This window comes from Paenibacillus sp. FSL R10-2199 (genome assembly GCF_038000235.1).
Lineage (GTDB): Bacteria > Bacillota > Bacilli > Paenibacillales > Paenibacillaceae > Paenibacillus_AQ > Paenibacillus_AQ phytohabitans.
The window spans coordinates 4,996,783-5,022,284 of the sequence record NZ_JBBOBO010000001.1 but is presented as its reverse complement, the minus strand read 5'-3'; the positions used below and the strand labels follow the sequence as shown (position 1 = coordinate 5,022,284).

3 protein-coding genes are annotated in these 25,502 nt (G+C 57.0%); all 3 read right to left on the bottom strand.

The window, feature by feature from the left end; translation table 11 throughout:
- Positions 1 to 10: 10 nt before the first annotated feature.
- From NYE33_RS22085 to NYE33_RS22075, 3 genes are read right to left on the bottom strand one after another with little or no spacing between them, the layout of a single operon-like run.
- Positions 11 to 9,256, bottom strand: coding sequence for an SDR family NAD(P)-dependent oxidoreductase (locus NYE33_RS22085; protein WP_341067550.1), 9,246 nt, complete (start codon positions 9,254 to 9,256; stop codon positions 11 to 13).
- Positions 9,257 to 13,066 carry a beta-ketoacyl synthase N-terminal-like domain-containing protein gene (locus NYE33_RS22080; protein ID WP_341067548.1) on the bottom strand — a complete coding sequence of 1,270 codons (3,810 nt, stop codon included), beginning with the start codon at positions 13,064 to 13,066 and terminating at the stop codon, positions 9,257 to 9,259. It abuts the gene before it with no gap.
- Positions 13,063 to 25,443 (bottom strand): SDR family NAD(P)-dependent oxidoreductase, encoded by a 12,381-nt coding sequence (locus NYE33_RS22075; protein WP_341067547.1) that lies wholly within the window; start codon positions 25,441 to 25,443, stop codon positions 13,063 to 13,065. Before NYE33_RS22075 ends, NYE33_RS22080 begins: the two co-directional genes overlap by 4 nt.
- Between the last annotated feature and the right edge of the window lie 59 nt (positions 25,444 to 25,502).

Sequence of the window (25,502 nt, the reverse complement as noted above, 5' to 3'; positions counted from 1 at the left end):
CTTGCCCTGTTCAGACAGTTGCCGGTACTACCGGCCGTTCTGCGTCTAAGACTGGGGCTCCTGTGAGCTTCAGGGTCAGCTCTTCCATGGTCATCAGAACCCGCGCTTGCGGATCAAGGATCGAGATATCAACTGCCGTCAGCCCGTCACTCATCGTCCGCCACCGGGCGAGTACCTGAACATCCCGGGTCAGCGGACCGAGCACCGTACATCTCAGCAGCTTGCGGTATTCCACCCGGTCAGCCTGTGCAGCCAGCCGCACCAGGCAACCCAGCAGTTCTTCAACAGCCGAATAGTGAAGCAGCGCCCGGTTCTGCGCGGAGCCCAGAGTTTCCTTAAGGCGAACGCTGATTGCCGCCAGATGTGCCCCTGTCCGCAGCTCATGAATAGTCTCAATATGCTGAAAGACGGTGGTATTAGGCTCAGGCCATGCAGCGGGCGCTCCTAGTTCAGCCATACGGAATGGCTTTACTGCGGCTGCAGGTCTGTAAGGAGCTGCTGTGACTTTACCCTGGGCACAAATAACATAGTCGCCTTGCTCGTTGTCATAGCCTGTCTCACATTCAATGTACGCTCCAGCTTCATACAGGGAAGTCATAAGGCTGTCCGCCTCCACAGGCTGCGGCTGCACTCCCCATATCACATCCTCAATCACATGGCAGGGCGACTCCAGTGACAGCTCTGCGGTGATGCGGAACAGCTCGATAAAGGCAGTATTCGCCAGTCCGCTGTTCCTATCAGACGCCTGAAGGACCGTCTCGTACCGCTGCTTGCTGAAGCTGGACAGGTTGCGGTCCACCAGCGGATGGAGCTTGCGTTCTTCCCCGCCCTTTGCGGAAGCCGGCGATTCGGTCCGGGTGATCCAGTAACGCTCTCTTTCAAAAGCATAGGTCGGCAGCGGTATAATCCGCACTTCCTCGCCCGAATGCAGCTTCGGCCACTCAACCTCGGCCCCCTGCACCCATTCAGCTGCCACTTCTGCAGCATCTCCGGCTGTGAGCACTGTCCCTTTCGTCCGCTTGGATACCTTGCCGGAATAGATGTCTTCCAGGTTCTCACCGGCCAGATAGCTGTCCAGCTTCGCCTGTAATTCCGTGATGCTGGTACAAGCAAAGGCCAGGCGGCAGGTCATTTCTTCCCGTCCGGTCTGTAAGGTGTATGCGGCATCCGCAAGCGCGGTATCCGGATTGCCTTCCAGGAATGAGCGCAGCTTCACAGCCATTTGCTTCAGGGAATATGGTGTCTTGGCTGACAGCACGATGACCTGAGCATCGCTGCTGTGTCCATTGCCGGAACCAGGCCGTGCCGAAGGCACACCCGCCTGGACTTCAGCGGTGTATTCCTCAATAAGCACATAGGCATTGGTTCCACCGGCCCCGAAGGAACTGACACCGGCCCGCCTTACGGCAGAGCCGTCCGGTCCGGCAACCGTCCAAGGTGCCTGCTCATGCTGTACTCGGAAATAAGAATTGGCAAAATCAATATTGGCATTGGTCTGCTCCGCATGGATGGAAGGGGCAAGCTGCCGGTGTTTCATCTGCAGAAGCACCTTCGTAATGGAGGCAATGCCTGCTGCCGCTTCCAGGTGGCCGATATTGGATTTGACCGAACCGATGGCGCAGGACTGCTTGGGCGGATTCGCTTCAGCAAATACCTGATTGAGCGCATTAATCTCGATGGGATCTCCCAGCTTGGTCCCTGTGCCGTGCGCCTCGACATAAGAGAGGCTGCCGGCATCCACTCCCGCCTGCTTCAGCGCGTTGGAGATCAGGCTGACCTGGGCATTCGGATTCGGAACGGTATAACCGCTGACCTTGCCGCCATGGTTGATTCCGGTCGCCTTAATCACGCCATAGATATGATCTTTATCCTTAATCGCTTCGCTCAGAGGCTTTAAGAGAACGGCCCCCACCCCTTCGCCGGGGACAAAGCCGTCAGCGGCATCGCCGAAGCTGTGGCATTTCCCCGTCGGAGACAGCATCTTGGTCTGGCACATCAGCACATATTTATAAGGATGCAGATATAAGTTCACTCCGCCCGCTACCGCGAGGCGGCATTCTTTGTTCTTCAGGCTCTCGCACGCTGCATGAATGGCCGCAAGTGACGACGAGCAGGCGGTGTCTATCGCCAGACTGGGACCGCTGAAGTTGAACATATAGGAAATCCGGTTGGCGATGGACCAGGGCGACACGTTCGGCATGGCCGAAAGATTGCCCCTTTCCCATTCCTCCGCTCCCCACAGCTGGTACGAATAGGTGGTCGCTCCGGCAAAAACGCCGATATTCGCGCCGTGTTCCTCCCCGTCCCGCTGCAGCTTCTTCTTGGTGTAGCCCGCATCCTCCAGAGCCGACCAGACCGTCTCGGCAAACATCCGTTCCTGCGGGTCCATGATCACTGCTTCCCGCGGCGCAATATTAAAGAATGCCGGATCGAATTTGTCCACATCATCGAGGAACCCGCCCCACTTGCTGTACATTTTGCCTTCCTGCACCTTCTCGAAGCTTCCGCCCAGATATTTCTTATAATCCCAGCGGTCTGCGGGAATCTCGCGGATGCAGTCTCTTCCGCCAGCGATATTATCCCAGAATTCGTAAATATCTCCGGCCAGCGGATATTTCCCGCTTAGACCGATAATTGCGATCTCCTCGCTCTTCCCGGACGCCGCATGGGCCGTACCCCTTTGCCCGCCTTGTCCCGCGAAGGAGGTCAGTTCTTTCCATACCGGCGGCTGGGCGGCAGAGATTACCGGCTGGCCTGCCAAATCAGCGGTTGAAGAAGAAACAGCCTGCTCCGTGAGCTCCCGGCCTGTCCCGTGAGCGCGGAACAGCTTATTCAAAGCACCGGTGTAGCGGCTGACCATATGTGCAGCGAGGCTCTTAAGGGTCTGGTATTCAAACAGCAGGGTCTTGGAAATCTCGCCGAGATCCTCTTCCAGCTTGCCGTTGAAATAGCCGACCATCACCGATTCAATGCCGTATTCCTCAAATTCGGCGGTAATATCAATCTCTTCCGGCTGAAGCTTAAGCAGTCCGCTGAACAGCTCCGTCAGATAGTGCAGCGTCCGGTCCAGCAAGTCAGTGCCAGAGAGGCTGCTATCTTCAAGCTCCTCCGGGTGAATCTCCGCTTCCACCGGATTAACACGGTTAATCCGCTCCAGCAGCCTGCTTACGCGCTCCGGCTGACCGTATCCGACAATCAGCGGATTGATATTGCCCTGCTGGAGCAAGTATTCAAAAGCTGCGATGCCCTGCTGCACAGGGAGCGGCGTCAGGCCGGTCTGCAGCTCCAGCATCCTCCGCTGTTCCGTGGTCAGCTGCATGCCGTCCGCTTCCCACAGCGGCCAGGCCACGGAGAAGGTGCGCCCGGACCGGGCGCCTGCTTCAGCCAGCCGTTCACGGTAGACCGCGAATTCATTCATGAAGCTGTTCGCATAGGCGTAATCCGCCTGCCCGGGATTGCCTGTCTCTCCGGTAATGGAGGAGAACAGCAGGATGAAATCCAGCTTCTCCTCCTGTGCAGCATGATCCAGATTCAGTGTGCTGAGGATCTTGGAGGAGATGACCTGGTCAAAGTCTGCCTGGTCTTTGTTCAGAATAAAAGCATCCCGGTGAATCCCCGCACAGTGCAGAATGCCGTCAATCCGGCCGTATTTCTGCTTCACATAGCCGACAAGCTCCCGTGCTTCCTGCCCGTCTGCGGCGTCCGAAACGAGGTATTCGGCAGAACCCCCGTGCGCCCGGAGCGCCGCGAGCTTCGCCTCCTTCTTCCGGTCCAGCGGCGAACGGCCGGTCAGGACAAGCTGCGCCTGCGCCGTTTTGGCCAAATAAGCGGCGAACACGCGCCCCAGCCCGCCAAGCCCTCCTGTAATGATGTACACACCGTTTGCTCTGACGGTCACCGGAGTGCCGGGCTTTGCTTCACTTCCGGCTTGAACGAGCCGCTTGACGAACCGGCCCGCGCTGCTGTATTGAACCTCTTGCTCCCCAGGGTCCAGCAGCAGCTCTTGTTCCAGAATGGAATGAAGCTCCTCCTGCGGCAGCGAAGCTGCCAGGGAGACGGTCTTGAAGTTGTAACTCGGGCTCTCCAGGTGCAGCGTCTTGATGAATCCGCCCATTGAGGCATTCAGCAGACTGCCTGCATCCCCTGTCTCCCTGAAGGCATACAGCAGCCGGATGCCGGCCGCAGCCTTACTCTCCATCAGCGCCTGGGTCAGGAACAGCAGCGGGTATACGCTGTGATTCATCTTGTCCTGTGGCTTCATTGCAGCCGAAGCTGCCAAATATATAATCTGCGTCAGGCTTACACGCCGCGCCTGCAGAGATTCCAGCAGCGTATGAATATGCTGCTTGTCGTCAAAGCGCAAGCTGTAGAGATTGTCACCAAGCTGGGCATATTGCTCCCCGGCGGTGACGAAGATCAGCCTTGCGCCCGCTGCGAAGCTGCGCTTGAAGTGCGGCAGCTCCTGTATATCATCCAGGAACAGCACCACATCACCGGTCAGATTTCCGGCCGTCTCCTGCGGACTTGGGGTCCACGCGGTGGTGTAATACTGGACGGTTTCCCGTTCCTGTACCTCCTGTGCCTGAAGAGCGGCAAGACGAACACCTTGCATTATCCAGACCACTGCCCCATCTCCGGTTAATACAGCCAGTGTGTATTCATCCCCGGCAATGTGCTCGGCACGAATCACGAATTGCTGCAACGGCTTGTGCCGGAATGACATTTGGCGGATGGAATGCAGCACCGCCGGATGCTGCGGCTGCTTCAGCGCAGCGAGGGCCAGCAGAGTGTGGCAGGCTGAATCCACGGCCTCTGCGGAGAGGGAATCCGCTGCCGGAGCTTCCCCCAGATCAACAAAGGCCAGCAAGCTGTTCTTGTCTTGCCGCAAGCCGGTGACATGCTTCAGTCCGGACTCCATGCCATAGAGTAAGCGTAGTGCCTGCCGGGCCTGCTTCAGAACCGGCTCCCCTTGTCCTGCTTCCGGGATATCCTTCATTGCATAGACTGGATCTACGGTCTGGTTAGCCTCTTCAACTGCCTCACATTGAAAGACAACGTGCTCACCGACCCGGATCTCGGCCGCTCCGGTTCCCCTGTCCGGGAAAATGTGAACGTCCAGTGCCGGCGGAAGCTGCTGCCGGTCTATCAGACCCGACCATGCCATATTTTCCAGCAGCAGCCCTTCCTGCTTGTAACCGGCCAGCTCCAGTGCTTCCCGCGCAAACGCCAGCAGCCCGAAGCCGTTCATGTATTCTTGTCCCTGCCAGGTGTAGGGCTCATAGAAGCTGCTAATCACCGCAGACCGGGAAGAGAAACGGTAGCCGTCGATGGTGGACAGATTATGCTCGACCAGCTCTCCCATACCGGCAGTCTCCGGGACCAGAGCCGGGACGCGGATTTCCCGCCGCTTCACCTCGCTGACCCAATAACGGTTCCGGGCAAAGGGGTAGGTCGGCAGCGGAACTCTTGTGCAGCTGTCTGCTTCATACAGCTTCCGCCAGTCCACATCCAGTCCCAGGGACCAGAGCTGGGCTATTTTACCGGTATTGCCGCCGTCCAGCAGCAGGTCTACATAAGAGATTCCCGCCTGACCCGCGTTGAACAGCTCGATATAATCCTTGAAGCCTTTGACATTGCCACGGTATACCTTGCCGCCCGGTAATCGGCCCTGATTGAATTCATCCAGCAGCGCTTTGAGCTCGGAGACCGAACCGGCAATGATCGCCAGCCTCTCTGCAAAAGACTCCCGTCCCACCTGCAGCGTATAGGCAATGTCCTTAAGACTGGCCGCTTCCGCTTCTGGCAACTCCAGATACTGTGCCAACTTCAGCGCGTAAGCCTTCAGCCGGTCCTCCGCTCTGGCGGATAAGACAATGATGTGCGGCTCTCCGCTGCCTTTGCTGTCTTGACTGCTGCTCTGCGGGGCCGGGATATATTCCTCCAGAATAATATGCGCGTTGGCTCCGCCTGCCCCAAAGGAGCTGACCCCTGCCCGGCGCGGATATTCCTTCTGACCTCCGCCTTCCGGCAGCGACACACGATCCCACGGACCCGTCTGCCGCTGCACATAAAAAGGCGTTTCCTCAAAGTTAATGTGGCCGTTCAGCTCCTCGGAATGAAGCGAGGGAACAAGCACGCCGTACTTCATTTGCAGCAGCACCTTGGTGATGGCCGCGATCCCGGCTGCAGATTCGCAGTGTCCGATGTTGGACTTCACTGAGCCGATGGCACAAAACTGCTTGTCACCTGTCCCCTCCTTGAAGGCCTTGACCAGTCCGCTGACTTCAATCGGATCACCGAGCGAGGTTCCTGTGCCATGGGCTTCAATATAATTGACCGTACGCGGATGAATTCCCGCAGCCTGCAAGGTCTCCTGGATCACCGCACCCTGCATGGTCGGATTCGGCACGGTATAGCCTGTGGTTTTGCCGCCATGGTTGATGGAGCTGGCTTTGATTACGGCGTAGATATGATCGCCATCCTGTACTGCCCGGTCCACCGTTTTCAGTAGAACAGCGCCAACGCCTTCCCCGGGAACATATCCGTCTCCGCCTTCACCGAAGCTTCTGCACCGCCCATCACTGGCCGCGAACTTCTGCTGGCTTAGGAATATGTATTTATCGGGATGAATGGAGACATTCACGCCCCCTGCGATGGCAAAATCGCTCTCGCCCCTGCGGATGCTGTCACAGGCAAGATGGATCGAAGTGAGCGACGAGGAACACATCGTATCCAGTGCGATACTCGGTCCATTCAGGTTGAGATGATAGGACACCCGGTTGGCAATCGACGCATAGACGGAGGATAAGGCGATTTTATTGCCGTCAATCTCGGCATCCAGGAGCTGATACTGGCCATACATCACACCGGCAAAAACACCGACCTTGCGGCTGCCCAGCGTATCACGTGTATATCCGGCATCCTCAATGGCACTGTAGGCGCACTCCAGGAACAGCCGCTCCTGCGGGTCCATAATCTCCGCTTCCCGGGGCGATATATTGAAGAACAAAGCGTCAAAGCGGTCCACATCGTCAAGGAATCCGCCCCATTTGCAGTACATTTTGCCGAGCTGATTCTTATCGGTAGTGTAATATTCGTCAATGCTCCAGCGGTCTGCGGGAATCTCGGTAATGCAGTCCTGCGCCTGAAGCAGGTTATTCCAGAAGACCTGCAGATCCGGGGACATCGGGAATTTCCCGCTGACGCCGACGATCGCAATATCCTCATTCACCCGGCTGCGGTCCCGCTGCCTGGCAGCTTGCCCGGCGTTTGCGGAAGGCTGAATCCGCTTAGGCGGAATAGGCGTTTTGCCTGGGAGCTGCGGACGCACATCTGAACGAAGTCCTTGCGGCGGCACAGCAGCCTTCTTGGCGGCAGGAGGCTCAATCAGACCGGCGAGTGCCTCCCTGTGCTGCTCAGTGAAATATTCGCTCAATTCCCGCAGCGTCTGGTATTCGAACAACAGCGTTTTGGAAAGCTCGCCGAAGCTGGCCTCCAGCTCCTCGTTGATGCTCATCGCCATAATGGAATCAAAGCCGATCTTCTCGAACGAATCATCCAGGCCCAGCGCATGCGGCGGGATTTTGGTGACTTTGATGAAAATATTTTTCAAATATTGCTCCGCGCCTTGCTTCAGCGCCTCCGTATCTATAGATATAGCGGGTGATGCTTCAGGCAATAATACAGCTCCGCCACCGGAAACCGCCGTGTCAGCCCTTGGCTTGTCCCCCTGCTGCGGATAATTGATTGCCTCTACCGCTTGCTCTATCCGTGCAGCATCGCCGTAGAGTACTAAGGCATTCTCCGCCATTTGGCAGCTGAGCTTATCGAATGCATCCAGTCCTTCGGCCGTAGGCAGGACCGATATCCCAAGGTTCCTCCGCATAATGTCCAGGCTGTCCGCTGTCGTCATCATCCCGCCCTCCTGCCACAGCGGCCAGTTGACCGAGAGTATCTTTACACCGGCAGCGGCTCTTTTTTCATTGGCAAAATGGTCCATGAAGCTGTTGGCGTAAGCATAATCGCATTGCCCCACATTGCCGGTCACGGCGGAGATGGAGGAGAACAGCAGCATGAACTCCAGCGGCTCTTGCCCAAATGCCTTATACAGGTTCTGCGTACCGGCAACTTTCGCGGCCAGCACCCGTTCAAGCTCTTCCCGCTCCTTATGCAGGATGAAGGAATCACTGGTCATTCCGGCACAGTGCAGGATGCCATGAAGCCGGGGGAAGCTGGCTTTGACTTCGGAGAGCAGCGCCCGGGTATCGGCTGGACTTGCCACGTCAGCACAGACATACCTCACCTGATTACCGTTTCTGTGCAGCGCCTGCAGCTTCTCTTCCAGCGCACGGTTCAGCGGCGTTCTTCCGGTTAGAATAAGGCTGGCTGAACAGGTATCCGCCAAATGGCGGGCCAACGTGTAGCCGAGCGCACCCAGACCGCCTGTGATGAGGTAGACCGGATGAGCTGCGGGACTTTGCTGCTGTACAGGGAGGTGATCTGCCGGAGCAGTATACCGTTCAAAAACCGGCACATACCGCCGGGAACCCCGGTAATGAATTTCCCGGTGGCCGTTCTGCATGGAGCCAAGCTCCAGCAGCAGCTGCTCCAGCAGTTGCGGGTCAAAAGCTTCGCGGCCCAGATCGGTGGATACCGTCTTGTACAGCAGGCCGGGGTTCTCGATCATGACACTTTTCACAAAACCGTCCAGTGCAGCATGCACCGCGTGATTCTCCGCTTGTTTATATTGGAACAGGATATTAACCTTTGTGCGTTTTTTGAAGGACAGAAGGGCTTTGGTCAGCGCAAACATTGAATATACGCCGCTCTCCATGGCAGCATCCGCCTCTCCATCGGCCACTTCCTCCTGGGACAGGAGATGAAGAATGCTGCCGGGAAAACGTCCCTGCTGCTCCAGGCCGGACAGCAGCCGTGTATAATCCTCCTGACTCTGCAAAGGAAGCCTGTCCTGCCCTGTTTCCGCCCCGGTGCCGGCTTCATCCGCCGTCACAAACGTAAGCGACTGGAACAAGGAGGCAAACTGGCCGCGCAGCTTGGGCTCAAGCCCCCTATCGGCTGCCAGAACGAGCACATGTCCGAGAGAATCCCCTTTAAGGTCTGTAAGCGGCTGTTCCGCCAAAGTCTTGGTGAAGGTTAGGCGCACTTGCTTATCCGAGCGCTTAAGCGCCGCAATCTGCCGGAGGCCTTCCTCCTTGGAGATGGCTCCGCTGGCGATCCTTTCAATAATTGATCTCACTTAGATTCCCCCCAGCATTCTCTCAACTTCATCTACCCCGGCTTCTCCGTTCAGTAGCTTGGTCAGCATCTCATCCAGCAGCGCAGTTCCCGCCAAAGCAGCCGACTCTGCTTCCGCCGCCCTCGTGTTCTGCGCAGAAGACGTCAAATCTCTTCCTGAAAGACAGGAGAAACGCACCGCCGGAAGGCCTGAGCTGTCAAGCAGCAGCAAATCGAACTGCATATCCTGCTCCTTCGCATAAGCGGCAGGCGCAACCAGACAATAGCTCACAGGTGTCAACGGTCTGTAGACCTCTACAGACTGCAGGGCAAACGGGACAAAGGTTCCATTCTGCCGCTGGCCGCTGAGCACCGAATACAATGCTGTCTGCATCGCTCCGTCAGCAAATCCGGGATGAAGGATATATTCCTGAAGCGGCATTTGCGTGTGTACCGGCAGTGTCAGCTTGGACAAGGTGCCGTGATCTCCGGTATATACCGCTTCAATGGTCCGCAGATTGGGGCCGTACTTCATTCCGTGAGCCGAGAACAGCTCATAACAGTCTTCGCGGTAAATGGTGCGGCTGGCTGTTTGGAGGATATGCGGAATATCCACAGCATCCGCATCTGCGGCTTCGGTTTCACCGTCCGTATAATTCACCGTACAGGTGCAGTGCAGTACTCTTTGACCGTTCCCGTTCAGGGAATAGATACTGGCTCCGATCCCGTCTTCCTGGGCAACCAGCCCCACAAAGATGTCCTGGACATCCTTGTCTGCCGGCAGCTCCAGCGTTCTGCGCCATTTCACATCGGTAACCGACTGCACCTTCCACTCCCGGCTGGAGAGCGCCCCTGCCCGCCAGGCCATTTCGAGATAGACCACTCCCGGCAGCACCATCCGGCCTTGGACCACATGATCGCGCAGGTAGGCATCGGCTGCACTTAAGCTTTTTTTGTAGCATTGCTCCTCAAATACAGATTCATTGGAATCGATGACCGCCGCCAGGGCTGCGTGTTTGCTGCTGAATACTGCTGCAGCGGCTTCCGTCGAGTTATACCAGTAGCGTGTCCGGTCGAACGGATAAGTCGGTAAGGAGATTCTACCCGGCTTGCTCTGCGCATACAGCAGCTGCCAGTTGAAGCTCACCCCGCTAACCCACAGTCTGCAGAGCTGGCTCAGCTTGCCGGACTGCACCAGGGACAGCAGGAAGGCTTCCCCTTCCTCACTTTCCGTGAAAACATCGCGGATCTCGCTGCCGGAGCTGATATTTCCCGCATAGACCTCGGAGACTTTGCGGCTGCCGGCCAGAAACTGGCTCAGCTTCTCCCTCAGCTCCTGCGTGCCGGATACCACGATCGCCAGTCTTTCTTCCATGGGCTCCCGGCCAACCTGAAGCGTATAGATCAGCTCTTCCAGGCGGAAATCATAGGCGGCCGTACGGTTCGCATCTATTGCGCTTTCCACATCTTCCGTTGATTCTGCCGTTCCCGCTCCAAGTCCATGTCTGGCCGCAATGGCTGCAGAACCCAGCTGCTCCAGCAGATGACCGGCAATGCCTTCAATCGTGGCGCTGCCCGTCAGGAGGCCCATAGGCAGCCGGACCGGATAAGCTTCATAAAGAGCGTCCGCAGCAGCCATCAGTTCTTCTTTGGACAGGCCGTATTCCTCAATGGCCTCCTGGGCGCTGATGTATGCAGGCAGGAGGGCCGATTGCAGGAAGCAGGCGGTGATGTCGGCGATCACATATTTTCTAAGTGCAGTGCTGCTGATCTCTTCCGGCGCATTTCCCTGCCAAACCGTGTGCAGATCAATGTAATCAAGGACATGCTTGGCATAAGCTTTCAGCCGTTCCTTGTTTTTGGCGGATAAAATAAAGATGTACGGCCCGCAGCCGCGGTCAATGTGCGGTGCGGACAAGACACATTCCGGCTTCCCCTTGTATTCCTCCAGGATGACATGCACGTTCGTGCCGCCTGCACCGAATGAGCTTACCGCCGCGTAACGCGGGCATTCCCTGGACACGCCCCCCTCTTCAATAATGGCAGGCTTCCACTCTTCCAGGCGTCGCTGAACATAGAAAGGGGTCTCCGCAAAGTTAATATTCGGATTCAGCACCTCGGAATGGAGCGAGGGTACAAGCTGCTTATGCTTCATTTGCAGCAGCACCTTAATGATGGAGACCACCCCGGCCGCCGATTCCAGATGACCGACATTGCTTTTGACCGAGCCGATCGCGCAGTACTGGTTATCTGCCGTCCGGGTTCTGAAGGCTTTGGTCAAGCCGCTGATCTCTATCGGATCACCGAGTGCGGTTCCCGTTCCATGTGCCTCCATATAGCTGATATGCCGTGGATGGACGCCCGATTTGCGCAGCGCCTCCGCGATAATATTCGACTGCGCATTCGGATTGGGAACGGTGTAGCCGTTCGTCTTGCCGCCATGGTTAATCGAGGTTCCCCGGATCACCCCATAGATGTTGTCTCCGTCCTCCATTGCTTTGGCGAGCGGCTTCAGCAGCAGTGCACCCACCCCTTCGCCGGGTACATACCCGTCTCCGCCGCTGCCGAAGGCGCGGCATTTGCCTTCACTCGAGGCGAACCGCTGATTGCAGAGGAACAGATACTTATCCGGGTGAATGGTGACATTCACTCCCCCCGCGATCGCAATCTCGCTGTCTCCCCGGTAAATGCTCTCGCAGGCGAGATGCAGCGCGGTAAGCGACGAGGAACACATCGTATCCAGCGCAATGCTGGGCCCGCTCCAATTAAAGAAATAGGAAACCCGGTTGGCGATGGAAGCATACGACGAGCTGAGTGTCAGGGTATTTCCTTTGGCGGTCTCCTCCGCTCCGTACAATTGATAGTGGCCGTACATGACACCGACGAACACACCTGTCTTACTGCTCCACAGGGATTGCCGGGTATATCCGCCATCCTCAATGGCGCTGTGTGCACTCTCCAGGAAAAGGCGTTCCTGCGGGTCTAGCTGCTCTGCATCCCTTGGCGTCAGCTGAAAAAACAGCGGATCAAAGCAGTTATATTCGTCGATAAAACCGCCCCACTTGCTGTAAACTTTGCCTTTCTTGCCTTTTTCCGGATCGTAGAATCGGCTGTGATCCCACCGCTGCGGCGGAATCTCGGAAATGCAGTCCACACCGTTCTTCAGATTATTCCAGAATTCATCCAGATTACGGGCACCCGGAAAAGCGCCGCTGATGCCAATGATCGCAATCCCCTCGTCCTTTGCCGGATGAGCCTGCTCCACTTCCTGGTCCCGGCTCTTGCCGGGCGTTACGAAGGTTCTGTATTTCTTCGAAGGTTCTTCACTCTTCTTCTGAACCGGTGCAAGGTCTGCCGCCGGTACGGCGGGCTTGGCCGCCTGGTGATTCTCGCGGGTCTGCCGGTACCCGGCCTGCCCTTCCAGCAGCTCCCGCTGATTCTGTACAAAATACCCGGCAAGCTCAGCCAAGTTACCGTATTCGAACATCAGCGTCTTCGGAAGATTCGGAAAATCCTTGTCCAGCAGCGAGTTGATCTCCATAATCGCCACCGAATCCACCCCATACTCCTCCAGGCTCTGCCCCGCATTGATCCGGTCTGTGTCCAGACCGATGACCTGCGAGAGCAGCCCCTTCAAATACTGGACAGCATAGTCATGCAGCCCCTGGCCTCCCTGTGCATCTGCATTTGATCCGGTTGTCCGCTTGGTGTCTGCTGGCACTGCGGGCTGGCTTTTCAGCTGCCGGATCAGCGTATAGCCCTGCTCGGGGTCTATCTCTCCCCGCTTGATCTGCTCCAGAATTCTGCCCATTTCCAGGTTTGCGTCACTCATCGTAGGCCCCCCATCCACTGTTCCACTTCCGCTTCGCTCATCTCTCCGGCCTGCAGCCGGGTCAGCAGGTCAACAATGGCCCCCTTATCCTCTAGCGGAACTTCTTGCACCGGTGTGTTTTTTTCCAGCTTGAACGCATGATCAATCTTGGGCTTGTTCCCTGCAGCAACTATGATATTACCGCTGCCCGCCTGGCAGATGGCTTCAAAAGCCCGGATGCCCGTATCCTCATCCATCATGCTCATGCCCAGGTAGCTGGAATAGAACGCCGACTCACTCTCGGGAATTTCAAATCCCCCGTCCTTCCACAGCGGCCAATTGACCGAAATCGTCTGGCCCTTGCGCTTCCCTTGTGACACTGATTCATTTCTAAGCTGTGCATAACGGTCCATGAAGCTGTTGGCCATGGCATAATAACCAACGCCCAGATCACCCAGCTCCACCGAAATGGAGGAAAAGAGGATCAGAAAACCGAGATCAAAATCCGTACTGAACAGGTCCAGGTGGATCAAGCCTTGTACCTTGGAATTCATGATCTCCCGGCCTGCCGCGCGGTCCGCTTCCGTTACTGGTACTGATCCGCCCTGGCCTGCACAGTGGATGATACCGTCAAGCACGCCGAACTCGTTCTTGATGCTGCCCATGATCTTCTTCACATCCCCGGCGCTTGCGATATCGCCCTGAAGATAACGGCCCTCTCCTCCAATCCGCTCCAGCTCCGCCATGAAGACATCCGTCCGTTCACTTGCCGGCTGTCTGCCGGTGCAAATAACGGCGGCCCGGTAAGTGCGGGCAAGATATCTGGCAAAAATCATGCCCAGCGCGCCTGTACCGCCTGGAATCAGATACACACCGTTCTCTTTAAAAGTCACGGGGGATGCAGCAGCCGTCTTCCTGCCGCCATGCTCCAGCGGTCTGATCTTCCGCACCTGCCGCTGTCCTCCGGTATAACGGATATCCGCATGACCTGTGTTCTCTGAAGAGAACAGCTCCTGATAAAGTCTTTCCTGGAAGCCCGCACCGTTGATTGTATGGTCATCCGCCGATACGCTGGCAATCTGAAACTTATGGTGCAGCGTTACAATCGACTTCGCGAAGCTGGCAAGCAGTTCATGAGGAGCCGAGAAAGCTCCCTGGTCTGTCCGGTAGATGAACAGCAGCTTCAGCGGCTGCTGTCCGTACACCTGGACGAAGGCTTTGAACAGTGAGACAACGGAAAATACGCCGTTCTCCAGCATCTGTGTCAGCACAGGCTGGATCATGTCATCACTTAGCGCAGTCAGCGGCAGCGGCGCTGCCGTTCCTGCCCACTGATGCAGGACATGGGTGGCGTCAAAGCCGCTCTCCCGCAGCTCCTGCAGCAGTCTCACATAATCCGCTTCCCTCTGCGGGTTAATCGCCATATGATTTCCCTGACGTGCCCGGTATTCCGTATGCGGTGTAATCCAGACGCAGCCGTCTGCTCCGCTTGGCAACATATGGAGCGGAGGATGAGTGGCATCCTTATCACCGTTGCCCCCGCCGCCTGCCGGTTCGCCAAAGATCAGAACATTCCGCCGCTCTGCGCCCATTACCGGGACAAGCGCTTCATTCTCATAGACCGGAGTATAGTAGAATATCTCCTCCTCCGGGCGACGGCCTTCCGGCTTCCCGGCAAACGGCCGGACGATGAAATCCTCGATTCTGACCACTTCATGGCCGTCCAGGTCGAGAATGGCAATATCAAAAATGTTCAATCCCTGATTGTTCTCTCCCGGCTGCTCCTTCACCCGGGTGTACACATAGCAGTCGGCAGGAATCGGTGCGAATATCCCGATGTTCCCCATCGAGAACGGAATGTGCGTGGCTCTGCCTGCTTCATCCCTGCCTGCGGCCACCGAGCGTACCGCCCCGTCGAATAACGCCGGGTGAAGTACAAATTCAGGCAATGTGGCTCTGTAGGCCTCGTTCAGGGACAAGCGGGCCAGCGTCTCTTCCTTCCCGCTCAGCACCTCTTCCGTCACCTGGAAGGAAGGACCGTAATCGAAGCCAATTCCTTTGAATACATGCTGGTAGCATTCGTATTTATCCTTGCGGCCCGGGCAGCGGCCCTTGATTCCATCCAGGTCCAGGCTCCGCCTTCTCCGGGATGCAGGCATCTCAGCGAATTCCAGAACGCCTCTGGAATGAACAACCTTGCCGCTCCAGGCATTGCTGAAGATTTCATAATGCACAGCCTCCCCTTCAGGCTCCAGAACGATATCCAGGTCCATGGAATCCTCTGTCATCACCACCGGCTTCAGCCAGACAATGTCCCGGACCGCGCTGACCGTGGCTTCGGCAGCAATTTCACCTGCAGCTCTGGCCATCTCAATGTAAGCGACCCCGGGCAGCAGCATCTGCTCCGCAACGATATGATCCCGCAGGTAGAACTGCTCGACAGAGAGCCGCTTGCGGAACCGCTGCTCGCGCAGTGTGGAGATATTGACATCCACCAGCGGATGCAGCGGGTGCAGGGAGAGCAGCCCTTCAGGCATTAGCCCGTTCCCCGCTTGTCCGTTCGCTGCTGTTACAGCTGTTCCCGTGCTGCCGCTGCCCGTGTTCTCCAGCCAATATCGTTCTCTGGCAAAAGGATACAGCGGCAGGGAAACCTTCTGCGGCTTATAGCCTGCAAAGAGCAGACTCCAGTCAATCGGCGTGCCGAGGACCCATAGCTTCGCAATCCGTTCCAGCTGATTCTTGCGGGCCAGCGCGGCGATATAAGCGATATCCTCGGGGTCATTCCCGAGAATGGCGGCTCCGTTCGTTAGCGCTGCCGCCGAATTTCCTTGGTGTACACCTTCGTGGACAACACCTGCCGCAATAGCTTGCAGGGCTGACTTCAGTTCGTCCAGTGTGGAGGCGGCAAAAGCCAGCCGTTCCTCCATTTCCTCCCGGCCTGTGCTCAGCGTGTATGCGATATTTGCCAGTGTGTATTCTCCAGGAAGCGGTGCCTCCAGGAAGCGGTGCAGCTCATGAATCTTCTCCATGAGACGTTCCCGGTTCTTGGCGGACAATACGATCAGCTTGCTTCCGGCGATTTCTGCAGCAGCCTGTGCCGGTACGTATTCTTCGGCAATCAAGTGCACGTTCGCTCCGCCTGCCCCGAAGGAGCTGATGCCGGCTCTGCGCATCTCTCCGCTGCCCGGAGCTTGCTCCCAGCGGTCCAGGCTTCGCTGCACATAGAACGGCGTATCCTCGAAATGGATGCCGCTGTTCAGTTCCTCCGTATGAATCGACGGTGCGAGCATCCGGTGCTTCATCTGCAGCATGACCTTGGCTACTGAGGCAATCCCGGCGGCAGATTCCAGGTGTCCGATATTCGATTTGACCGAGCTGATCGAGCAGAACTGCTTCTCGTCCGTGTACTGGCCGAACGCCTTGGACAGCCCGGCAATTTCAATCGGGTCGCCCAGGGAGGTCCCGGTGCCATGCGCTTCGAGACTGGTGATTGTTCTGGGATGTACGCCCGACTTGCGGAGGGCCTCGGCAATAGCCGCAGCCTGGGCACCCGGATTCGGCACAGTGTAGCCGCTGGTTTTGCCGCCGGAATTCACTGCCGTTCCCTTGATGACTCCGTAGATATGGTCTCCGTCTTCTATGGCTTTGCTGAGCGGCTTGAGCAGAACTGCCCCCACGCCTTCACTGGCTACATAACCGTCTCCGCCTTCGCCGAAGGCCCGGCATTTGCCTTCACTGGAGGCGAAGCGCTGGCTGCACAGGAACACGTATTTGTTGCGGTGGATCGTCACATTGACGCCTCCGGCAAGCGCAGCCTCGCTCTCACCGCTGCGGATACTCTCGCAGGCCAGATGAATCGCGGTCAGCGACGAGGAGCACATGGTATCAACCGCCATGCTCGGCCCCTGGAAGTTGAACAAGTACGACACCCTGTTGGCGATGGACGCGAAGGACGAGTTAGGCGCTACCAGATTGCCTGAGGCGTAGCCTTCTGTGCCGATTAGCTGATAATGTCCATACATGACGCCGACAAAAACACCGACCTTGGAGCGGGCGAGCTTCTCACGGGTGTATCCGGCATCCTCGACGGTGTGGTAGGCGCATTCCAGAAACAACCGTTCCTGCGGGTCCGTCAACTGGGCATCCCGCGGTGTCATCTGGAAGAATAACGGATCGAATTTGTCCACATCATCTATAAAACCGCCGTATTTGGTGTAAATTTTGCCCTTCTTGCCCTTCTCCGCATCGTAGTCCCGCGTGTAGTCCCAGCGGTCAGCGGGAATTTCAGTAATGCAGTCCCGGCCTTCCCTCAGGTTGTCCCACAGCTCGGAGATATTGCCCGCCATCGGGAATCTGCCATCCATGCCGATGACCGCAATATCCATACCGCCGTTGTTCACCGCGTTTCTTACCGGCGGTGCAGCTTCCCCTGCCTTCGGCAGGAAGCGTCCGCCCTGCGGATTTACCGGCAATTTTGCCGGCGTCTTCACCGCCTCCGGGTTCTGCGGCTGCTCAAGCTTCAATAGGGAAGCAAGCTGTGCTCCGTAATGCCCGGTGAAGTAACCGGCAAGCGATTCTACCGTGTTATATTCGTAAAATAATGTGGTCGGCAGTCCGCTGAAATCGCGCTGCAGCGACTCATTCAGCTCCAGAATCATGATCGAATCCAGACCAAAGGCATCCAGCGGCGAAGTCTGGCCGATCCGTTCCTTCGAGATGCCCAGAGTCTTGGCAAGCAGGCTGACAAGATAAGCCTGCGTCCGTACCAGCAGTTCCCCGCTGTCAACGCTGCTGCTTGCTGACTGCGCCGCTGTGGCCGCCTGACCAGCTTGACCAGTTTGACCAGTTTGACCTGCTCCGCTTATACCGAGCGCCCGGGCGATTTTGTGCGGATCGCCGTAGCCGACGAAGGCCTGCACGACATCCTCTTTTAGCACAGCCTCCAGAATATCCAGGCCTGTTCTGCTGTCCAGCAGGTGCATGCCATAATAATCGGCCAGCACCTGCTGCTGGGCTGCGGCAACCTGATATCTTCCATCCTGCCAGAGCGGCCAGTTGATGGATACGGTCTTGCCCTGCCGCTGATGCTGTGCGGCAAGACGGTCACGATAGACGGCAAAGCGGTCCATGAAGCTATTGGCAGCCGCATAGCTGCCTGCTCCCATATCCCCGATCTGTGCAGAGGTGGACGAGAACAGGATGAACAAATCCAGCGCTTCAACCTTGCTGGCCAGATCCAGATTCAGGGTCCCGCTGACTTTGGGGCCGAGAATGCGGGCAAAGCCTGCTTTGCTGCTCTCCGCTGCCTTCACCGTCTCACCGATTCCGGCACAATGAAGGATGCCGTTAATCCCGCCGAAGCGAGCTTTGGCTTGTCCGATTAACCGGACTGCACCACCCATGTCGGCAACATCGGCCTGAAGGTAGACCGCTTCTGCGCCAAGTCCCGCCAAATGCTCCAGCTTCGCCTGAATGGCCGCATCCACCGGCTGCCTTCCGGCCAGCACCAGCCTGGCTTGAACCGTAGCGGCCAGTTCAGCCGCCACCAGCATGCCGAGTGCTCCGGTGCCGCCGGTAATAATATAGACACCGCCTCTGATGAACCTGGATTCTCCGGCCTGGTGAAGCATAGGCTGCGGAAGGAGCTTCCGCAGATACCGTGCACCGCCGTCGTATCTGATTTCTGTCCCGCCGGCAAGCTGCGGCGGCAGTAATTCTTGGACCAACCGCTCTGCGGCTTCTGCCGGGGCCTCTGTATTTAGCTGAACAAGACTCAATTGGAACAACGGATGATCGGCAGAGATTGAATGGGCCAATCCGGCAGCCATTTCATTCAGCGGCGTCAGCACATGTTCCGCACTGTCATAGGCATATAAGCATCTGATTCTGGACATCGGCTTCGATGCTGCCGCCGCCTGCAAGAGATGCAGCAGTGAATACAGCCCTTGATCCATTTGCGCCTCCAGAAATTCCGCCAGCCCAACTTGCAGACTTCCCGTATCTTCCAGCGCATCCCCAGCCCCGGCAACGGCATTCACATTCCAGCCATGCACAATATGCTGTAGCTCCACGCCCTGAGTGTTCAAAGCTTCCAGTAACCGGAGGTAATCCGCTGCCTGTCCCGGGTTGATCACATACTCTGTGCTGCTCAGCCGGGCATATTCGGCCCCTGCCTGAACCTGAATACAGCGGTCTGGCGCCAAGCCTTGCTGCGTAGCCTGCTCACGGATAGAAACGGCCAAAGCCGCTGAGCCGAACACTATAATAGAGGACAGCGCAGCGGATTCCTGCGGCAGACCAGCCTCTATCCATTCCGGCGCATACAGCGATAAACCGGCAGCTTGCACGGGTGCAACTCCTTTGGCTGATGCGTAATGCTTAATTGAGAATCCGAACAGCCGCACAACCTCTTGGCCTTCCATGTCGGTAATCCGGATATCATACTTCCGCGTTCCCTCATCATCCGTACCGGTTGCCCCCTCTGCAGGCTTCGCATAGGCGTAGCACTGCCGGGGAACCTCACCGACCAGCTCCATACGGTCCAGGGCGAACGGCACCCGGAGCGTCAAGTCCTCATCGCTGCGTCTTCCTGCCCATGAGAGCGACCGCACCGCACCGTCGATGATCGACGGATGCAGCACATAGTCGGCGTAATCCGCCTCAAGATGCTGTGGCAGAGAAATTTCGGACAAGCCTTCCTGTACAGAGCTGTAAGCAGTCTTCGTCACCCGGAAAGCAGGGCCATAATCGAAGCCGACGCCCTTGAAGATATGGTCATAACACTGTGCATGATCGAAGGTGGATGTACTTCTCTCCTTGATCTTTGCAATCTCCAGCGTTTGGGCGGAAGGCGTTGTCTCCTGCAAAATTATCCCCGAGGAGTGCAGAACGCGCTGATCCCCGGCTTCACTGAACACCCGGTATTCCAGCTCTCCTGATTCAACAAGCCGGAAAGAGGTGTAAATTTCCTTCCGGTCTTCCTCCAGCTCCACAGCCTTAATCCATCTGACATCCTTCAGCCCCGTTACCGGGGTGATTCCCGCCAAATCGGCAGCAGCTCTTACCATCTCCAGATAGGCTACCCCAGGCATCAGAACCTTGCCGCCGACCACGTGATCCTTCACAAAAAACTGATCCAGCCGAAGTACCGTTCGGAATTTCTCCTCTTCCATAGTGGAGACATTGCTGTCAACCATCGGATGGAGTACGGCGGCAGCCGTTTCTGCGGAAGACAGCTTGGGAGCGATACGGCGTGTATTTTTACGGACCCAGCAGATTTCTCTGGCAAAAGGATACACCGGCAGCGGAATGCGTCTGCCCTTCCGGTTCACATACAGGCGGCTCCAGTCAACCGCCTCTCCGGAGGTCCAGTGTTCCGGTAACTCCGAAAGCTCCAAGGCTGTAACCGGCTGCGCCGATAACCGGTCTCCGGCTTTGGCGGACAGCGATGGTGCAGCCGCAGGCTGTGCGGATACCTGACCGTAGCACACTGCATAGGCTTGTTCCGGCCCGGAGAGGCAGCTGTGCAGAATGTTCACCAGCTCCTCCTTGCCGGCGGCGGCAAAAGCCATACGCTCCGCCATTTCCTCTCTTCCTGTCTGCAGCGTGAAGGCGATGTTATGCAGCGTAAGCTCTTCCTTATCACCATGAAGCGTCAGGTAACTTAGAAGCTGCTGCACCTTTTGCTGAAGCTGGGGCTTGGTCTTTGCGGATAGAATGATCACGTTACCCTGCCCCGACTCCCCGGATTGCCCGGAACCGGAACCAGAACCGGAAGAATCCATGGCGGCTGCAGGCGTATAATCCTCCAATACCACATGGGCGTTCACTCCGCCGAAGCCGAAGGAGCTGACCCCTGCCCGTCTTGGCGCATCTTCAAGCGTTGTCCATTCCTGCGTCTTCTCCACGATATAAAAAGGCGAATGCTCAAGCTCGATATACGGATTCAGCTGGTTAAAGTGAACGTTGCCCGGTAAAGTCTTATGCTTCATCGCCAGCACAACCTTCAGGATTCCGGCAATGCCTGCGGCGGCCTCCAGGTGGCCGATATTGGTCTTGACCGCGCCCAGTCCGCAATACCGCTCCCGGGTCGCCTGGATTCCGCGTCTGTGATACAGCTCTTTAAAAGCACTTTTCAGTGCATTAATCTCCACCGGATCACCCAGGCTGGTGCCGGTGCCATGCGCTTCGATATAACCGATGGTATCCGGGGAAATTCCGGCTTTATCGTAGGCTTCCACCAGCACCTCAGCCTGCGCCTTCGGATTCGGCACCGTCAGCGAGCTGACCTTGCCGCCATGGTTGACCGCCGTTCCTTTGATAACCGCGTAAATATAATCCCCGTCCGCTTCGGCCTGGCTTAACGGCTTGAGAAGAACAGCTCCTGTACCTTCTCCGCGCACATAGCCGTTTGCGCTTTGATCGAAGGTTTTGCAGCGTCCGTCCGGTGACAGCATGCCTGCCCGGCTGAAGGATATGTGCAGGGTTGGGGCGGCAATCACGTTCACACCGCCGGCAATCGCCTGTTCGCAGTCGCCGTTCTGAATACTCTCCACCGCCCGGTGCACGGCCACCAGGGAACTGGAGCAGGCCGTATCAATCGGCTCGCTTGGGCCGCGGAAATTGAGCAGGTAAGAAATCCGGTTGGCGAGTACGCAGTGAGAGCTGCCTGTGGAAGAATAAGCCTCTATCTCGATATCGTTGTCCTGCAGTAGAGTGCTGTAATCATTCGTAGAGACCCCGACGAACAGCCCCACCTTCTTGCCTGACAATGCCGAAGCTTTATATCCGGCATCCTCAAGGGTAGACCACACGGTTTCCAGGAATATCCGCTGCTGCGGGTCCATCAGATCGGCTTCACGCGGGTTAATGCCGAAGAAGCCCGGGTCAAACTTGTCGATGTCCTTCATGAAGCCGCCCCAGCCGGAGATCGGCTTGTCCGGGCCGCGGCCCTTCAGCCGGTTCAGTTCCTGAGTATCCCAGCGGTCGCCGGGAATCTCCGAGATCATATCCTTCTGCTGCCGCAGCTGCTCCCAGAATGTCTCCAGATCCCTCGACTCAGGCATGGCTCCACTGATCCCGATAATGGCAACAGGTTCGCGTTTGACGGCTCCGGCTGACTCCGGCTGAATCACCTTCCACCCTTGTCTGGCCTTCGTGCCGGAGGTCCCCGCCTTAACCGGCCCATAATCAACAGAGGCTACAGCTGCCTGAATGGCTCCGTGACTGAAATATTCAACCAATTCGTCCGGATAGCTCTCCGCCAGATGGGCAGATAATGCACGGACCGTCGGATATTCAAAAAAGACCGCCGGTGTCATCCGCACCTGGAACGTATCATTGACCGCACCCGCCGCATCCGTGAACGTAATGGAACTCATTCCGTATTCGCCCAAATCCTGATCGGGATGGATCACAGCTTCATCCAGCTTCATCAAGCGGCTGATGACTCTGGTGATGGCTTGCTGAGTCTGCTCCAGTAAGTCGGCCGCCAGATTCGCCCGGAGACCGGCTCCTTCTCCGGTTATAGCTGCACCGGAAGCCGCTGATTCAAGGCCCAGAATGCCGCTGATTTTCTTGCGGTTTGCCTGAAGCGGTAATATTTGTGGTACATTTCCGTTCAGGATTGCCTCGAAATAGCCCAGTCCCGCCGCAGTCTCCAGCGGTTTCAGACCCACGGTATTCCGGAAGAACAAGAGAGTCTGTTCCTCTACCTGCATCCCCCCTTCTTTCCAGAGCGGCCAGTTGATGGAGATGGACTTTCCGTATCTGTGACCCGACTGCACCAAGGCATGTCGGGACAGCATATATTCGTCCATAAAAGCATTGGCATACGCGTAATCGCTCTGCCCGGTATTTCCCGTGACCGCAGCTATTGAGGAGAATGCCGCTATGAAATCCAGCTTATCCTCCTGCGTTGCCTGGTCGAGATAGATCAGCCCCTGAACCTTTGACCCCAGCACTTCGCCGGCCTGCTCCGCGTCCTTCACCTGGATAAGTGCATCGCGGGTGACTCCCGCCGCATGAATGATGCCATGCAGGCTGCCGAACCGGCTCCTTGCTTCGGCAACAGCCGCTGCTGCTGCCTGTTCCTGCGAAATATCCGCCTGCACGTACAGCACTTCTGCCCCGAGCTTCTGCAAACGGGCGATTTGCTGTTCCTGCCCCGGCTGAAGTGCGGATCTGCCAATCAGCACAAGCTTGGCCTGAACCTGCCCGGCAAGATGCTCCGCCACAATCAGCCCCAGCTTGCCAAGTCCGCCAGTAATGAGGTACACGCCCTGCGGCCGGATGATATCCCGCGTGGCTTCCTTCTCCGGCAGTGCAATCTCCTTCAGTGCATGAACATACCTTCTGCCCTGCTGGTACAGCACTTCATCGTCAGCTGAATGGACCTCGGCGGCAACCATCCGGTATATCTCCTCCGTGCTGGCCTGTCCGGTGAACAGCGTGCTGAAATGCAGTTTGGAATGCTCCAGCCTGAGTGTTTTGTTGAATCCTCTCAGTGCTCCAAGCTCCGGTGGTACAGCCTCTTTCTCCCCGCCCCGGCATAACTGGATCACCCGGGTATGCCGGTTTTCCTGGCCAGCCATCAGCGACTGGGCCAGATACAGCTGGTGCAGATAAGCTCCGGCGGCAGCTGCCCCGGCAGAAGCAGCAGCGACCTCCGGCTGTTCATACACGATGGTCTCCAGCGTACAGCCTCTGTTCTTCAATTCACGAATCAAACGGGTATAATCGGCCGGCTGCTCCGGGTTAATCCGGTAATGCGCTTCTCCGTCCTGATGATACTCGGCACCGGCTTCTACAATAGTTAACAGCCCTGAATCAGCATGATTATTGGCCTTGGCAAATTCCTTATATAGCTCAGAGTGCCCGGTAAATAAGAGCACATCACCTTGAATAGTATCCTGCTGCGGAAGGGACGTACCGCTCTCCTTCCACTCGTAGGCAAAGCTCATCTCCTCCGTGCTCTGCTGTCTTCCCTGATGGAAGACCTTCAGTACAAAGCGGGTGAACTTCAGCAGGACCCGGCCCTGCCCGTCGGCCAGCACGACGTCGAACTCCTGGTCACCGCCGGTATTGGCGGACTCCAGCTTTTTCACATAGGATACACAGCTCGCCGGCAGGCTCCCGAAGATTTCCAGCTTGTCAAAAGAATACGGCAGTGCCACCGCATCCTCCAGTTCTTCCTGAGAGCTGACCAGCCCGATGACCGCTTCCAGTACTCCGTCAACCACGGTGGGATGCAGCGTATATTCCTTGAAGCCTTCGCGCAAATGTGCAGGCAGTTCGATGAAAGCTAACGCTTCTGTCTCCCCGGCAAACATTTCGGTTATCGACTGAAAGGACGGGCCGAGCAGCAACTGATGTTGTCTGAACTTGTCATAGATTTGGGTTCCGCTGACGCGCGTCTTCCCTTGGCTTAGCGCGGTAATATCCAAGGTGTCCAGCAGATTACCAGACGGTTCTTCCGCTGTGTAACTGATACTGCCCTGGCTATGAACGACCGTATTTCCTTCGGACAGGCTTGTAATCTCATAATCTAGTTCAGCTTCCGCTTCCCCCGGATATAGGCGCACCTGCACAGTCTTAGCGGCTTCGCCGTCTTCCAGTTGGATCGGGTAAGCCCAGACAACACCGGTTATCCTGCGGACCGTTGTACCCGGCAGTGAAGCGGCCGCAGCGGACAAGGCCATCTCCAGCTGGACCACACCCGGAAGCAGCTTATGGCCGGATACGATATGATCGTTCAGGTAGAACTCTGCGCCGGTCAGCTTTTTCGCAAAACACTGCTCATGCACCGTAGACTGGTTGTTATCCAGTACCGGTCCTATCGCTTGTACCGCAGCGCCTCCTGTTACGGCTAAAGGCGCTGCCGTGTTCAGCTCCAGCCAATACTTGTGTTTCTGAAACGGATAGGTAGGCAGCGGTATTTTGTTATATTGGCGGTCGCTGTACAAGACGTTCCAGCTGCAAATGCAGCCTTCCATATACAGTCCTGCGGCCTCATCCAGCGCTTGCCGGGAGACTGAAGCCCCGCTTGTTTTTTTCACCATAATCCCGTCCAGCCTGCGCTGATCCTCACGCCCGTTCTGGTTTCGCCGCAGCACGCGGGAGGCACTGCCCGTATCCGCAGCAAGCGCCTCCAGGGTGCGCAGCAGCTCCGTTTCCAGCTCCTGCAGATCGCCGGCAATCACGGCCGCCCGCTCGGGAAAGTGGCTTCTGCCGACGGATAACGTGTAGGCGATATTTCCGACATCCGTACTGGCGTCCGCCTCTTCCTTGATCCACTCTTTTAGATCCGCAAGTCTCCGAATCAGGCCCTCCCGGGTCTTGGCTGAAAAGAGAAACAGATAAAAAGGGCGTTCGCCGCTATGTATGCCATTATTGCTCATCTGTTTAGCCTCCACTTCTCTTCCTAATGAATGTATGAATTTCGGCCGCTCTTACAGCT

Bases quoted from the DNA above. Each gene is read 5' to 3' on its own strand.
- NYE33_RS22075 (WP_341067547.1), bottom strand. From the start codon at position 25,443: ATGAGCAATAATGGCATACATAGCGGCGAACGCCCTTTTTATCTGTTT.
- NYE33_RS22080 (WP_341067548.1), bottom strand. From the start codon at position 13,066: ATGAGTGACGCAAACCTGGAAATGGGCAGAATTCTGGAGCAGATCAAG.